This is a genomic window from Nocardioides jishulii, from assembly GCF_006007965.1.
Classification (GTDB): Bacteria; Actinomycetota; Actinomycetes; order Propionibacteriales; family Nocardioidaceae; genus Nocardioides; species Nocardioides jishulii.
Genome location: NZ_CP040748.1, coordinates 293,414 through 307,760 on the forward strand (window position 1 = coordinate 293,414; position 14,347 = coordinate 307,760).

Below are 14,347 nucleotides of genomic sequence, written 5' to 3' on the forward strand. Positions count from 1 at the left end.
GAACACCTCAGCTGATCGCGCCGAAGATCTTCCGCGCGAGCGGTGCCGGCACCAGCTTCATCGCCCGGTCGAGCAGCGGCGGGAGGCCACTGACGGCGACGATCGGGTCTCCCAGCGGCTGGCCCGGCACCGATCCCAGGGTCATCATCCCGATGGTGGAGGCGGTCAGCGACGCGGTGAGGCTCTCCACGTCGATCGCACCGTTGAGCTTGCGCAGGGTCAGGATCCGCTCGACGGCCGTCGAGACGGCCTCGTTCCAGCGCACCATGTTGTCGCCCAGCATCTGCGCCATCGCCTCGTTCGTGTGGGCAGCGGCGATGATCGCGCTCAGCATCGCCGCCGACCCGTCGCTGCGTGCCTTCTCGGCCATCGTGGCGCCGACCCGGTAGAGCTCCTCGAAGCTGCTCACCGACGTCAGGTCGGCGGTGTAGTCGCCGATCATGGTGAGGGTCGCCCGTTCGTAGGCCTGGTGGAGCAGGCCCTCGACGCCGCCGAAGTGGTAGTGCACCAGGGCGGCGTTGACCCCGGCCTCGGCGGCGATGCCGCGCGCGGTCAGTCCCTTGGTGCCGGTCGTCGCGGTCACTCGGACGGCGGCGTCCATCAGCGCCACCTTGGTCTCGTCGCTGCTCATCGGGCTTCCTGTCGTACGTCGTCGTGCGGCGGGTCCTGCCGGGGTCGTGCGGTCCGTGCCGAGCGGGCGAGGTCGCGCGGTCCGAGTCCCACGGCGTCCGCCACGAGTTGTAGCACCTGCGCCACACCCGGCAGTCGCATCCACCATCCCACCCACGCCCACACCAGTGTCGTCTGCTCGAGCGCGCGGGCGAAGGCCGTGATGCCGTGGTCAGTGCCGTGGGCGTCCTCCCAGGTCATCCGCCGCAGCGCCCGCGGCGCCGTCTCCGCGGCCCGTCGTTCCAGACCCGTCGGGTGCAGGGCGTCGAGCGCGGCCCCGGTCGCGTTGCACAGCTCGCAGGTCTCGCCCACCCACAGGGTCGTCGGCTCGGGGACGTACGGACGCCAGCGCGGCCACCAGTTGCGCACGTGCTGGCGGTAGGTCGCGTACGCCTCCCAGCGCGCCGTCATCGTGCGGTGCTCGTGCCGCTCGGCCAGGACCACGGAGAAGGAGACGGCGAACCCCACCGCGAGCCACAGCAGTTCCGAGCCCGAGGCGAGCGTGAGGAGGACCAGCAGCCCGGTCATGCCCAGCTGCATGGGGTTGGCGACGTAGGCGTAGGGACCGGTGGTGACGAGTCGACGCGGCGGGTCCCACGGATACGGCGTGCCGCCGGCGCGCGCGAGCTCGACCACGGCCGAGAGTGCCGGGAGGGCGAAGGCGACCGCGCCCAGGAGGAGCAGGGAGCGCACCGGGAACGAGTGGTCGACCACGTCGTGCCAGCCCAGTCCTTCGGCCTCCAGCACCAGGTGAGGGAGCAACCACAAGAAGGTGGCGCCGAAGAGCGTGACCTGGAGACCGACGCGCGCCCACAGCCATCGCCGGGTCAGGGTGAGGCGGCCGAGGGCGAGCGCGGGGACGGCCGTCACGACCAGCAGCAGGGCCTCGCCCGTCAGCCACCCCTCACCCAGGGTGAGTCCGTTGACCAGGCTCACCGCCATCAGGTCGACCCATGCGAAGCCGGCCAGCCAGGCCCACCACGGGCCTCCGGCCAGCACCGGCAACGCGCCCCAGGCCAGCGCCCAGCCCAGCGAGATCTCCATCGGCATCCCGCCCAGGCTCGTCGGGGTCGTCTCGAAGGACCACCACTGCTGGTGCTGCTCGACCAGGAGCAGGCTGACCCACGCGGTGAGGCTGGCCAGGAAGGCGGTCGGCACCCGGGTGGCCAGCTCGGCGCGGCGCACGGCGGCGGCGACGGCGACCAGGATCAGGGGCACCAGCAGCACGGCGTTGGTGAGGTAGGCGGCCACCGTCCAACCGAGGGCGTGCACGATCAGTCCAGCCCGGCCAGGAACGCCTTGGCGCCGGCGGTCATGAAGACGTCGCTGATCGGACCGAACCAGAAGGCTGGGTCGAGGTCGCGCTCGAAGGTGATGGCCACCTCGGCCCGACACCCCTCGTCGGTCTCACGCCAGTCGAGACGAGCCTCCTGCAACGTCACCCACCGCGTGGTGCGTGCGTCGTCGGCGGTGACGTCGAAGGTGATCGCCGAGGGCGTGCGGGAGCGGACGACGGTCTCGATGCCGCCCATCGGCATCGCGAACTGCCAGGTGTCACCCACGGCGAGACCGGAACCCTCGGCGCTCTGCGGCGTGGGGTACTGGGCGAGGCGGAGCAGCAGGCCGCGGTCGGCGGCATCGAAGTCGGGGCCGCGCTCGAGGGCCCGGACGAAGTCGGCGCAGTCGGCGGCGACCACGCGGTCGGCGGTGACCTCCTGGACCGGGTTGAGGCGGGTGCCGGGCAGTGCCCCTTCGAGGGCGACGAGGAGCAGCACGCCGCCGAGCGCCATGTGGTGGCCGATGCGACGAGCGGCCCTGACCAGCGTCCAGACGGCAAAGGCCAGGCCGTAGACCAGCGGGCTGACGATCAGCACGCACAGCGCGCCCTCGTGGAGGAAGGCGGAGACCAGCAGCAGGGTCACGGTGACGACCTGGAAGAGCTGGGCGCCGCTGTCGCCGGTCCGCATGGTGCCCACCACGACCGCCAGCAGCACCGGCACCCCGACGAAGAAGAGGGCGGTGTCGAGGCGCCCGATGGCGGCGGCCAGGGCCGTGGCCGCCAGTGCCACCGGCACGGCGGCGAACAGCATGAGCGTGAGCCGCGACCGCAAGGGCTGGGTGTCGGTGGGCGGCTCCTCGCCGGGCGGAGGGCCGGGGTACGGATCGGTGTCCAGGTCGCGCGTCATGAATTGACCATATGTTTAAATCATCTGTTTAAGCAAGCGAGTGTGGCCCACACAGGCGCCAGTCGCGGGTGTGCGTCTCGGATGCGAGACAGATCGGTGACCCAGGACACTTCCCGTCGCCCCGTGGCCGCTGTTGCATGAGGGGATGACCAGCAACCCGCGCCTGCCGATCCACGCCCCCACCGGCACCGAGACCAGCGCGCGGTCCTGGCAGACCGAGGCGGCGCTGCGGATGCTGATGAACAACCTCGACCCGGCCAACGCCGAACGGCCCGAGGACCTCGTCGTCTACGGCGGCACCGGACGAGCGGCGCGCAGCTGGGAGGCGTACGACGCCCTCGTCCGCACGCTGCGCACCCTCGGCGACGACGAGACGATGCTGGTCGCCTCCGGCAAGCCGGTCGGGGTGATGCGCACCCACGAGTGGGCGCCGCGCGTGCTCATCGCCAACTCCAACCTGGTGGGCGACTGGGCCAACTGGGAGGAGTTCCGCCGTCTCGAGGACCTGGGCCTGACCATGTATGGCCAGATGACCGCCGGCTCATGGATCTACATCGGCACCCAGGGCATCCTCCAGGGCACCTTCGAGACCTTTGCCGCGGTGGCCGACAAGCTCACCGCCTCCGGTCGAGGCGGTGACGGGACGCTCGCCGGGACGATCACCCTGACCGCCGGACTCGGTGGCATGGGTGGAGCCCAGCCGCTCGCGGTCACCATGAACGACGGCGTCGCGATCTGCATCGAGGCTGACCAGTCCCGCATCGAGCGGCGCATCGAGCACCGCTACCTCGACGCGCAGGCCGACTCGTTGGAGCACGCCGTGTCGCTGGCCGAGGCGGCCCGGGACGCGCGTACGCCGCTCTCGGTCGCGGTGCTCGGCAACGCCGCCGAGCTGGTGCCGCGGCTGCTCGAGATGGGGGCGCCGATCGACGTGGTCACCGACCAGACCTCGGCGCACGACCCGTTGTCCTACCTGCCGCTGGGGATCGACTTCGTCGACTGGCGCGACGAGGCGCGGCGCGACCCGGCCGGGTTCACCGAGCGGGCACGTGCCTCGATGGCGACCCACGTCGAGGCGATGGTCGGTTTCCTCGACGCCGGCGCCGAGGTCTTCGACTACGGCAACTCCATCCGCGACGAGGCGCGCAAGGGCGGCTACGACCGGGCCTTCGACTTCCCCGGCTTCGTGCCGGCCTACATCCGCCCGCTCTTCTGCGAGGGCCGGGGCCCCTTCCGCTGGGCCGCCCTCTCCGGCGACCCGGCCGACATCGCCGCCACCGACCGCGCGGTGCTCGAGCTCTTCCCCGACAACGCCCGTCTTCACCGGTGGATCACGCTGGCCCAGGAGCGGGTGGCCTTCCAGGGGCTGCCGGCGAGGATCTGCTGGCTCGGTCACGGGGAGCGCCACCTGGCCGGGCTGCGCTTCAACCAGATGGTGCGCAACGGGGAGGTGAAGGCGCCGATCGTGATCGGGCGCGACCACCTCGACTGCGGCTCGGTGGCCTCGCCCTACCGCGAGACCGAGGCGATGGCCGACGGCTCCGACGCCATCGCCGACTGGGCCGTGCTCAACGCGCTGGTCAACACCGCCTCCGGCGCCACGTGGGTCTCCTTCCACCACGGCGGCGGCGTCGGGATGGGCCGGTCGCTGCACGCCGGGCAGGTCTGCGTCGCCGACGGCACCGACCTGGCGGCGCAGAAGCTGGAACGGGTGCTGACCAACGACCCCGAGATGGGCGTGATCCGTCACGTCGACGCGGGCTATCCGCGCGCCGAGGAGGTGGCGCTGGGCCACGGCGTACGCGTGCCGATGCGTGAGGACTGAGCGCCGGCGCAGAAATGCCAGAAGGGCCGCACCTGAGGTGCGGCCCTTCTGGAAGGGGTGCTTGCTGACATCCCGTGTCCGGTGACTACCAGACCCTGCGGGAGCTTCCGCCGATCGGCACGAAGTTCAGGACCAGACCCACGACGATCAGGATGAGACCGATCGTGATGAGGACCGGCGGGCCCGTGATGAGCCCGAGGATCAGCAGAATGAGACCGAGTACGACCATGGTTCTCTCCTTGAGATTCAGGGCCACGAGACATCGTCGTCCGTGGCTGAAAGGAACCTCCCCTTCGCCAGAACGTTCAAACCTGCGATTCCTGAAAGACCTCGCTTACCGCATTTGGGTCAACTGTCGCGTTGTGTTCGCGCTCACGGGATGAGCGTGCAAGTTGACCGGGTGGGGAGTGGGTGTCAGCCTCGATCTCGGGAGGAATCACTCATGAGGGAACACGTACGCTCGCGCCACGCGCTCGCGGCGGTCGTCGCCGGCACGGTGGCGGTCGTCACTCTGCTGCTCGTCCCCGTCGCTGGATCAGCCGAGCCCGGTGCGGAGGTCGAGCTCAGCAAGGCCCGGGTCTACCTCGGAGAGCAGATCCGCGTCGTCGGCACCGGGTTCCAGTCCCGCGACACGGTGGCGATCAAGTTCTGCGGTGCCCCCGACGCGTCGGGCCGCCTGGCCTGCAACAAGGGTCTCCAGGGCGTCAGGGCCACGGCTGCCGGACGGGTGTCGGAGGACATCAAGGTCACCGAGCCGGCAGGGCCCTGTCCCTGCCGGGTGGTGATCGACTCCGAGGACAGCCCGCCGGTCGGCGCCAGCATCAACCTCGTCGGCTACCCCGTCGCCAAGAAGGTCAAGGTGCCCCAGATCGTCGTCGACGAGGCCACCGTCAGCAAGGCGCCGGGCATCGGCCACCTCTTCGGCATGGCCCCCGAGCCGACGCTGACGCTCAAGCTGCGCAACGCGGGGGCGTCGCCCGCCCAGCCGACCGTCGACCTGGCGTGGCGCGACGGTGACGACGAACCCGTCGCCATCACCGACTCGGGAGTCCCGGTGATCGAGCCCGGCGAGAGCGTCGAGTTCGTCCTCCCGCTCACGTTCGGCGTCCTCGCCCAGGGTGAGCACGTCGTGGAGGGCCAGATCGTCGTCGGCGACCTCGTCACCCCCGTCGAGGCCTCGACCACGGTCGGCCCCTGGGGGCTGTACGTGCTCGCGGCCCTCGCCCTGGTCGGCGGCGCGGTGCTCCTCGTACGTACGTCCGGGGCCGCGCCCGCGCGCTCCTCCCGGTCCGGTTCGCGCTCCTACCCGTCGAGGTCGGGCTCCTCGCGACCGTCGTCCTCGCGTACCGTCCCGGCGCCGCGCCGGGCGCCCAGCCGCAGCCACCGTGCCGAGCCCGAGTACGTCGGCCCTCCGCGCCTGGAGTCCACGCCGATCACGCCGCTGGTGCCGCCGTCGCCGCCGGCAGTCCCCACGTCGACCCCCGCGGCCACCCCCGCCCCGGCCGCTGTCCCTGTCGGCTCCGTCGAGCCGGAGAGCCCTCTGGGTCGTCTGAAGGCTGCGGTCCACCGGCCCTCGACGCTCGTCGACGAGGCGCCCGCCCCCGTCGTCCCGCGTCAGCAAGCAGCGAGCCCTGCGCCCGTGCCCACGCCTGCCCAGCAGTGGAGCGCCCCGGAGGCGACCCCCGAGGTGCCGACTCGCTCCAGCACGCCCGAGCAGGACAAGGCCCGGGTGGCCGAGGCGCTGGCGGCGATCAAGGAGCGCAACACGGACTCACCGGCGCGGTTGCCCGACAACGAGCCCGCGCCTCCGGTCGGGCGTCGGGCCGAACGGGGCGGCAAGCGTGCCGCCCGACCCGAGCGCGGCCACAAGTGGATCCCCCGCCGCTGAGCCTCTCTCGACCCAGCAGCAGACGACGAAGGCCCCCGGACTTCCGGGGGCCTTCGTCGTGTCGGGCGCGGCTGCGCGCGGTGCCTCAGCCCGCGAGGGCGGTGATCGCCTCGTGGATGGCCAGCGTGCGCTTGGCCGACTCGACGTGGAGGTTCTCGACCATCTTGTTCTTGTAGGTGACCACGCCACCGGTGCTCGACTCGAACGCCTCGATCAGGCCGCGGGCGTCCTCGACGGCCGCAGCGGAGGGGGCGAAGGCGTTGTTGGCGCCCTCGACCTGACCGGGGTGGATCAGCGTCTTGCCGTCGAAGCCCATCTGGCGACCCTGCTCGCACTCGGCGAGGAAGCCCTCGGTGTTCTTGACGTCGTTGTAGACGCCGTCGATCACCGCGATGCCTGCGGCGCGACCGGCCAGGAGGGCCGTGTGCAGGCTGGGGAGGATCGGGGCGCGACCGGGCACGTGCTCGGCGTACAGCTCCTTCACCAGGTCGTTGGTGCCGAGGACGAAGGCGCCCAGGCGCGGCGACGCCTGTGCGATGGCCAGGCAGTCGAGGATCGCGATCGGGGTCTCGACCATGGCCCAGAGCTTGGTGTGCTCCGGGGCTCCGGCGGCCTCCATGGCGGCGACGAGCTGCTGGACCTCGGCGGCGCTGTTGACCTTCGGCACCACGATCGCGGCCGGGCCGGCCTGCGAGGCGGCGACGATGTCGTCGTCGTGCCACTGCGTGCCGATGCCGTTGACACGGATGGTGACGGTGCGGCGACCGTACTCGCCGGACTTCACCGCGGCCACGGCCTTGTCCCGGGCCTCGACCTTGGCGTCAGGGGCAACGGCGTCCTCGAGGTCGAGGATCAGGCCGTCGCACGGAAGAGTCTTGGCCTTCTCCAGCGCCCGCTCGTTGGAGGAGGGCATGTAGAGGACGGACCTCAGGGGGGTGAACTCGGTCATCGGTTCTTCTCTCTCGTCGGTGAGGTCGTCAGTCGACGACGATCGCGTCGTACTTGGCCTTGAGCTCGGGGTCGTTCGCGGCGAGCTCCTCGGCGAGGTCGACCATGACCTTGCACTGCTTGACCGAGGCGTCGTCCTCCATCTTGCCGTCGAGCATGACCGCGCCGGTGCCGTCACCCATGGCGGCGATCACACGGCGGGCGTGCTTCACGTCCTCGACGGAGGGCGAGAAGACCTTGTTGGCGATCTTGATCTGCACCGGGTGCAGCGACCAGGCACCGACGCAGCCCATGAGGAAGGCGTTGCGGAACTGGTCCTCGCAGGCGACGGTGTCCTTGATGTCGCCGAACGGACCGTAGTAGGCGTAGATGCCGTGCATGGCGCAGGCGTCGACCATGCGAGCCATCGTGTAGTGCCAGAGGTCCTGCTGGAAGATCGCGCGCTGACCGGTGAAGTCGTAGCCGCCCTCGGCGAGCGCCGGGGCGTCCTGGCGGACCAGGTAGCCGGGGTGGCCGCCACCGACGCGGGTGGTCTTCATGCGGCGGTCGGCAGCCAGGTCGGCGGGGCCGAGCGAGATGCCCTGCATGCGCGGGGAGGCGCCGCAGATCTCCTCGACGTTGGCGACGCCGCGAGCGGTCTCCAGGATCGCGTGGATCAGGATCGGCTTGGTGATGCCGGCCTTGGCCTCGAGCTGCGCCAGCAGGCGGTCGACGTAGTGGATGTCCTCGGCGCCCTGCACCTTGGGCACCATGATGACGTCGAGCTTGTCACCGATGGCCGGTACGAGGGTGGTGAGGTCGTCGAGCACCCACGGGCTGTCGAGCGAGTTGATGCGGGTCCAGAACTGGGTGGGGCCGAAGTCGACGTCACGGCCGATCTTCACGAGCCCTTCGCGGGAGATTTCCTTGTTCTCGGCCTTGACCGCGTCCTCGAGGTTGCCCAGGAGGACGTCGACGGTGCCGACCATGTCCGGGACCTTGGCAGCCATCTTGGGGTTGCCCGGGTCGAAGAAGTGGATCGCGCGGCTCGGGCGCGCGGGGATCTCGCGGACCGGGGCCGGAGCGCCGACGGCGAGGGGGGCGAAGAAGTCCTTGGCAGTGCGCATGCGCCGGAACATAACAGCGCGGCCCTACCGGTCGGTACGACGGACCCCACGGTGGACGGAGCGGGCGGCGTGCGGGGCTCTCAGCCATCACCTCGACGGTACTGCGCCGGGGCGCACGCGGAGGAACGTCAGAGCCCCAGGCGGCGCCGCCCGAGCCACTTGTGCAGCTCGACCACCACCAGGAGCGTGGAGCCCAGCGCCAGGCAGGCCACCCACTCGAGCGGGGAGAGCGGGACCAGCCCCAGGAGGTTGGCCGTCACCGACACCTCGGCGCAGGCCACGAGGAGCAGCAGTGCCCCCACCGCGCTGACGAGCAGGAACCGGTTGCCGAGCGGGTTCATGGTGAACAGTGAGCGGTACTCGGCGCGGGCCGAGAGCACCAGCCAGAAGTTCAGCGTGACCAGCACGGTCAGGGCGAGCGTACGGGCGTGGTCCTCCGCGAGTCCCTCCGTGAGGCCCCAGCGGAAGGTGAGCAGGATGACCACGGCCATCCAGACGGCAGAGAGGACCGTGCGCACCCACAGGGTGCGCGAGAGCAGCCCTTCACCCCGAGGACGAGGCGGACGCCGGAGCTCGTCACCCTCCGGGGGCTCGAAGCTGAGGGCGATGTCCTGGACGCCGTTGGTGACGACGTTGATGAAGAGCAGCTGGATGGGGATGAAGAGCAGCGGCTGGTCGGTGACCAGGTTGGCTGCCACCGCCAGCAGGGCCGAGAGCCCCGAGGCGATCAGGAAGAACGTGCCCTTGCGGATCGCGTTGAAGGTGACCCGACCCTGCTCCACCGCGTCGACGACGGTGACGAAGTTGTCGTCGGTCAGGACGACGTCGGAGGCCTCGCGGGCGACCGCCGTGCCCGAGCGCCCCATCGCGACCCCGATGGAGGCGGCTCGCAGGGCCGGGGCGTCGTTGACGCCGTCGCCGGTGACGGCCACGACCTCGTCGTGGTCCTGCAGGGCCCGGACGATGCGCAGCTTGTCCTGGGGGCTGACCCGTGCCGCCACGCCGCTGGACCGCAACCGGTCCACCAGGGCGCTGTCGGTGAGCTCGGCCATCTCGGCGCCGGTGACGGGGGCGGCGCCCGTCCCCAGGCCCAGGTGTCGTCCGATCGACGCTGCCGTCGCGGGGTGGTCACCGGTGATCATCACGACGGTGATGCCCGCCTCCTGGCAGGCCGCGACGGCCTGGGCGGCGCCGGGACGCGGCGGGTCCTCCATGGCCTCCAGGCCGAGGAAGGTGAGGCCGGACGGCGGCGGCAGGGGACGGCTCGCGGGTTCTGCGTCGTCGAGGATGCGGGAGGCGGTCGCGAGCACCCGCATGCCGTCGTCGGCGAACCGGTGGTTGGCGGCGGAGACGGCGTCGGGGTCGAAGGGCACCGGCCCCGCCTCGGTCGCCATCGTCGTGCAGAGCGCGGCGAGTCGGTCGGGGGAGCCCTTGACGTGCAGGACGCGGCGACCCTGCTCCGTGCGTACGGTCTGGGAGAGGCCCAGCTCCGGTTCGTACGGCGCGTGCGCCACCCACCGGTCGTCGCGCTCGGCGTCGGTGACCACGCCGGTCCGCTCGGCCGCCCGCAGCATCGCGACGTCCACCGCGTCACCCAGGTAGTCGGCGGCCCCCTGGGCCACGGCCTCCGCGGAGGCGCGCGAGGCCTCGTTGGTGAGGGCTCCCGTCCGCAGGGCTGCCCGCAACGGGGCGGTGAGCGGCCCGCCCGGCTCCGCCTCGTCGCGCAGGTCGAGCTCACGGTCGGCCGTCCAGACGGCCTCGACGGTGAGCTCGTTGCGGGTCAGGGTGCCGGTCTTGTCCGAGCCGATGACGGTCGTGGAGCCGAGCGTCTCCACGGCGGTGAGGGACCGGACGATCGCGTGGTGGCGCGCCATCCGGGCCACGCCCAGGCTCATCGCGACGGTCAGGACGATGGGGAGCGACTCCGGTACCGAGGCCACGGCCAGCGCCACCGCCGTACGGAACATCTCCGAGACCCCGTGGCCGAGGGCCAGCCCCACCACGAAGACCAGGGCGGAGGAGGCCGCGACCACGGCCCCGATGCGCCGCTCCAGCTGGTGGGCCAGCACCTGCAGCGGGGTCTTGCCGCGGGGGCCCTGGACGAGCTCGTTGATCTGACCGAGCTCGGTGTCGATGCCAGTGGCCACCACGACGCCCAGGCCGCGGCCGGCGGTCACCAGGGTGCCGCTGAAGGCCAGGTTGGTCCGCTCGGCCGTCACGGTGTGCGGCGCGAGCCGGTGGACCTGCTTGGTGACCGGGAGGACCTCGCCGGTGAGCATGGACTCGTCGACCTGCAGTCCGTTGACCTCCAGGAGCCGCAGGTCGGCCGGGACGCGGTCACCCGACTCGAGCAGGACCACGTCGCCCGGCACCAGCTCCGTGGCCGGCACCGTGTGGTCCTGCCCGTCACGGCGCACCCGACAGGTCAGCACGGTCAGCTGTTGGAGGGCCCGCACCGCCGACTCGGCGCGACGTTCCTGCCAGAAGCCGATCCCTGCGTTGAGGACGAGGATCAGGGCGATCGCGCCGCGTCGGCCCAGTGCCGCTGGACGCTCGTGATGACGAGCGTGACGAGCAGGATGCCGATCAGCGGGCTGACGAACTGGCGACCCAGCAACCTTCCACGCGGGTGTGGCGTCGGCGGCGGGCAGCTCGTTGGGGCCGTGGCGGTGCAGGCGGTCCTCGGCCTCGGCGGCGGAGAGCCCGTCCGTGCGGGCCCCCAGCTCGGCGAGCACGTCGGTGCGTGAACGGATGTGCCACGACGTGGCCGTACGCCCACCCTCACGGGTGGGGGACTCGAGGGGGTCCTGGCGCTGGATCTCGGAACGCTGGTCCACCTCTCCATGGTCACATGCTGGCCCCGGCGGTGACGCGTGGGACTTCTCGGACTCAGACTCGGCTCAGACCACGGCCGGCACGGCGTCGTCGTCCGAGGCCGCACCCTCGAACACGTGCTTGGGCGCCAGCAACAGCAGCCCCGCCGCGGCGAATCCGGCGACGGCACAGATCGCCCAGACGGTCATGTAGCCCTCGAGCGAGGCGTGGCCGGCCTCCGCGTCCTCGATGGAGCCGGTCGAGGCCAGGGCGATGGCGAAGATCGACGAGGCGATCGCACCCCCGATGGTCTTGACGCCGTTGGTCATGCCGGTGGCGAAGCCGGTGCGCTCCTCCGGCGCGGCCGCGGCGGCCGCGGCGGGCAGGGCGGCGACGAGGAGGCCCGAGCCGATGCCGGCGATGGTCATGTTGAGCTGCGCCTGCAGCACGGTCTCGTGCAGCGGCAGCCACAGGGCGTACCCCGTCCCGACGAGCGCGGCCCCGAAGACCAGGGCGTTGCGCGCGCCGAACCAGCGTGACCACAGCGGCAGGGAGAAGGCCCCGGCGGCCATCGCGAGGACGTACACCGCGATCAGGATCGAGACGCGCTCGCTGTCCACCCCGAGGCCGTAGCCCAGCGACGTGGGCGTCTGGGCGAAGGTCGAGAGCGGGATCTGCGCGCCCAGCACGGAGAAGCCGAAGAGGAAGGCGGTGAGCTGGATCGGCCACTGCTGCGGCGAGGCGAGCAGGCGTACGTCGACCAGTGGGTCCTCCAGCCGGGCCGAGTGGCGCGCCAGGGGCACGAGCAGGAGCACGCCACCGGTCATCAGCAGCCACGGGATGACGGAGGCCGGGCCCTCGAGGCGCACCGCGATCAGCCCGGCCATCACCAGGCCCAGCGACGCGGTGACCAGCAGGAAGCCGGCGCCGTCGAGGCGACCGGTGCTGGTGGGAGGCAGGTCCTTGACGCCGAGGAGGATCATCAGCAGGCACAGCGTCACGACGACGGCGGGGATGCTCAGCAGCGTCGTCATGGAGACGTGGTCCACCAGCGCCCCGCTGGTCAGCGCGGCGACGATGACGCTGGTCTCCAGCACGCCGACGAGGATCGCCGCGGAGCGTCGGGTGAGCAGCCCCTGGCGCCCGGAGCCGGCCGTCATCCGGTAGATGATCGCCACCTCGATCGGCAGCCACACGACGTAGGCACCCTGCACCGCCCACCCGATGAGGAAGGTGGTGAAGGACGGCGCGAAGGCGACGATCCAGGAGCCGATCGCGGTCACCGCCGTCGCGAGCAGGAGCACCTGCTTGTGACCGACCAGGTCGGCCAGGCGCGACAGCACCGGCACGCAGAGGGCCGAGACGATCAGCTGGGCCGCCTCGAACCAGTTGAGGTCACCGTCGGTGATGGACAGGTGGTCGGCGATGTGGCTGTAGATCGGGGAGTAGAACCCCTGGAGCATGCCGCTGGCGACCTCGACCGCGGCCAGGAAGCCGACGACCGCCACCAGCCCCTGGACCGTCTGCTTCTTCATGGGCAAGTTCTATCGCAACGTTCAGCCGAGTGACTCCAGAAGTCGCTCGTACCACCGCACGCCGTCGGCGAAGTCGTCGACGCCGATGCGCTCGTCGTAGGAGTGGATCGACTCGCGCTGCGCCTTGCTCATCCGGAAGGGGGTGAAGCGGTAGACCCGGTCGCAGATCTCGGTGAAGGAGCGGCTGTCGGTCGCCCCCATCAGGACGTAGGGAGCCGCGACCGCGTCGGGGAAGACCTCTGCGACGACCCGCTCCACGAGCGCGAAGCCCTCGTCGTCCTCGTGGAGCGAGATCGGGCTCGGCTCGGCCGACTCGACCAGGTCGAGGTGCACGTGGTCGTCGCGGATCGCCTTCGCCAGGTGCTGCGTCACGCCGGCGACGGTGTCGCCCGGCATGATCCGGACGTTGACGCCGGCCTTGGCCGTCGAGGCGATCACGTTGAGCGCCGGTGAGCCCGACAGGGTGGTGACCGCGACGGTGGTGCGTGCCAGCGCGGCCGACTCCCCGCCCGCGGCGACCAGCGCACGGGTCAGGAGTGGCGCCAGGCGAGCCGCGTTGGCCATCAGGGGCCGCAACGGGCCGGGCGCGTGCGGGGCGAGCCGGGAGAAGAGCTCGACGGTGGGCGCCGGCAGGCGGGCGGGGAACGGGGAGCGCTCCAGGCGCATCACCGCACGGGCGATGCGCGCGGTCGGCCCCATCTTCGCCGGCATCGAGGCGTGCCCGCCGCGTCCCTCGGCGCGCAGCTCGAAGCACGTGCTGCCCTTCTCCGCCACCCCGATGACGGCCACCGGGCACGAGACCCCGGGGAACGCGTCGTGGGCGACCGCGCCGCCCTCGTCGATCACCAGCCACGGGGCGACACCACGCTCGCGCAGGAGGGCGACCGCGTCGAGGGCGTCGGTGCCGAAGACCTCCTCGTTGGCGCCGAAGGAGAGCCAGACGTCCTGCGCCGGGGTGAAGCCGCGGGCCAGCAGCGTCTCCACGGCTTCGCAGATGCCGGCCACGCACCCCTTGTCGTCGAGGGTGCCGCGACCCCACAGGAAGCCGTCGGCGATGACGCCGCCGAAGGCCGGGTGGGTCCAGGTGGCGTCCTCGTCGACCGGCACGACGTCGAGGTGGCCCATCAGCACGAGCGGTCGCTCGCTCGAGGCGCCCTGCCAGTGGAACAGCAGCCCGTGGCCTCCCACCCGGGTGAGATCGAGGTGCTGGTGGAGCAGCGGGTAGCTCGCGGCGAGCGCCGCGTGCAGCCGATCGAAGGCTGCGTGGTCGACGAGGTCGGGGTCGCGGTGCGAGACCGTGGGGATCTGGACGAGTCGCTGCAGCTTGGAGATCGCGCCGGAGTCAGTCACGCCGCCCATTGTGGGCCAGTCGGGGT

The 14,347-nt window shown here is 71.5% G+C and carries 11 protein-coding genes; 2 read left to right on the forward strand and 9 right to left on the reverse strand.

Annotation, left to right across the window (positions count from 1 at the left end; all coding sequences use genetic code 11):
- Positions 1–7: 7 nt before the first annotated feature.
- Genes FCL41_RS01300 through FCL41_RS01310 form a run of 3 tightly spaced genes read right to left on the reverse strand, consistent with a single transcriptional unit; the run spans position 8 to position 2,855 of the window.
- Positions 8–631, reverse strand: coding sequence for a TetR/AcrR family transcriptional regulator (locus FCL41_RS01300; protein WP_170970136.1), 624 nt, complete (start codon positions 629–631; stop codon positions 8–10).
- Positions 628–1,941 (reverse strand): methyltransferase family protein, encoded by a 1,314-nt coding sequence (locus FCL41_RS01305; protein WP_137064329.1) that lies wholly within the window; start codon positions 1,939–1,941, stop codon positions 628–630. Before FCL41_RS01305 ends, FCL41_RS01300 begins: the two co-directional genes overlap by 4 nt.
- Before the next feature lie 2 nt (positions 1,942–1,943).
- A complete protein-coding gene (locus tag FCL41_RS01310) occupies positions 1,944–2,855 on the reverse strand; it encodes a hypothetical protein (protein ID WP_137064328.1) in 912 nt (303 codons plus the stop codon).
- A 145-nt stretch (positions 2,856–3,000) separates the two neighbouring features.
- On the opposite strand from FCL41_RS01310, the gene hutU reads away from it, so the two are divergent.
- Positions 3,001–4,680 carry a urocanate hydratase gene (gene hutU / locus FCL41_RS01315; RefSeq protein ID WP_137064327.1) on the forward strand — a complete coding sequence of 560 codons (1,680 nt, stop codon included), beginning with the start codon at positions 3,001–3,003 and terminating at the stop codon, positions 4,678–4,680.
- Positions 4,681–4,765: 85 nt separating this feature from the next.
- Here hutU and FCL41_RS16900 read toward each other — a convergent pair whose 3' ends face one another.
- Positions 4,766–4,909: a hypothetical protein gene (locus FCL41_RS16900; RefSeq protein ID WP_170970135.1), complete on the reverse strand. Its 144-nt coding sequence runs from the start codon at positions 4,907–4,909 to the stop codon at positions 4,766–4,768.
- A gap of 213 nt (positions 4,910–5,122) precedes the next feature.
- Between FCL41_RS16900 and FCL41_RS01320 the strand changes: the two genes are divergently transcribed.
- The gene (locus FCL41_RS01320) at positions 5,123–6,568 is read left to right on the forward strand and encodes a hypothetical protein (protein WP_137064326.1); all 1,446 of its coding nucleotides are present in this window, start codon (positions 5,123–5,125) and stop codon (positions 6,566–6,568) included.
- 85 nt (positions 6,569–6,653) lie between these two features.
- Here FCL41_RS01320 and FCL41_RS01325 read toward each other — a convergent pair whose 3' ends face one another.
- From FCL41_RS01325 to FCL41_RS01345, 5 genes are all read right to left on the reverse strand, one after another.
- Positions 6,654–7,517: an HpcH/HpaI aldolase/citrate lyase family protein gene (locus FCL41_RS01325; RefSeq protein WP_137064325.1), complete on the reverse strand. Its 864-nt coding sequence runs from the start codon at positions 7,515–7,517 to the stop codon at positions 6,654–6,656.
- A 28-nt stretch (positions 7,518–7,545) separates the two neighbouring features.
- Positions 7,546–8,622, reverse strand: a complete 1,077-nt coding sequence (locus FCL41_RS01330) for an HpcH/HpaI aldolase/citrate lyase family protein (RefSeq protein WP_137064324.1) — start codon at positions 8,620–8,622, stop codon at positions 7,546–7,548.
- Between the two features lie 128 nt (positions 8,623–8,750).
- Positions 8,751–11,459, reverse strand: coding sequence for a cation-translocating P-type ATPase (locus tag FCL41_RS01335; protein WP_138868045.1), 2,709 nt, complete (start codon positions 11,457–11,459; stop codon positions 8,751–8,753).
- A gap of 63 nt (positions 11,460–11,522) precedes the next feature.
- Positions 11,523–12,971, reverse strand: coding sequence for an MFS transporter (locus FCL41_RS01340; protein ID WP_137064323.1), 1,449 nt, complete (start codon positions 12,969–12,971; stop codon positions 11,523–11,525).
- A 21-nt stretch (positions 12,972–12,992) separates the two neighbouring features.
- Positions 12,993–14,330, reverse strand: coding sequence for a M20/M25/M40 family metallo-hydrolase (locus FCL41_RS01345; RefSeq protein ID WP_137064322.1), 1,338 nt, complete (start codon positions 14,328–14,330; stop codon positions 12,993–12,995).
- Positions 14,331–14,347: the final 17 nt, after the last annotated feature.

What these genes read in the sequence shown, in the direction of transcription:
- FCL41_RS01330 (WP_137064324.1), bottom strand. Translation starts at nt 8,622, where the DNA reads ATGCGCACTGCCAAGGACTTCTTCGCCCCCCTCGCCGTCGGCGCTCCG.
- FCL41_RS01320 (WP_137064326.1), top strand. Translation starts at nt 5,123, where the DNA reads ATGAGGGAACACGTACGCTCGCGCCACGCGCTCGCGGCGGTCGTCGCC.
- FCL41_RS01325 (WP_137064325.1), bottom strand. Translation starts at nt 7,517, where the DNA reads ATGACCGAGTTCACCCCCCTGAGGTCCGTCCTCTACATGCCCTCCTCC.
- FCL41_RS16900 (WP_170970135.1), bottom strand. Translation starts at nt 4,909, where the DNA reads ATGGTCGTACTCGGTCTCATTCTGCTGATCCTCGGGCTCATCACGGGC.
- FCL41_RS01345 (WP_137064322.1), bottom strand. Translation starts at nt 14,330, where the DNA reads ATGGGCGGCGTGACTGACTCCGGCGCGATCTCCAAGCTGCAGCGACTC.
- FCL41_RS01310 (WP_137064328.1), bottom strand. Translation starts at nt 2,855, where the DNA reads ATGACGCGCGACCTGGACACCGATCCGTACCCCGGCCCTCCGCCCGGC.
- FCL41_RS01340 (WP_137064323.1), bottom strand. Translation starts at nt 12,971, where the DNA reads ATGAAGAAGCAGACGGTCCAGGGGCTGGTGGCGGTCGTCGGCTTCCTG.
- FCL41_RS01300 (WP_170970136.1), bottom strand. Translation starts at nt 631, where the DNA reads ATGAGCAGCGACGAGACCAAGGTGGCGCTGATGGACGCCGCCGTCCGA.
- hutU (WP_137064327.1), top strand. Translation starts at nt 3,001, where the DNA reads ATGACCAGCAACCCGCGCCTGCCGATCCACGCCCCCACCGGCACCGAG.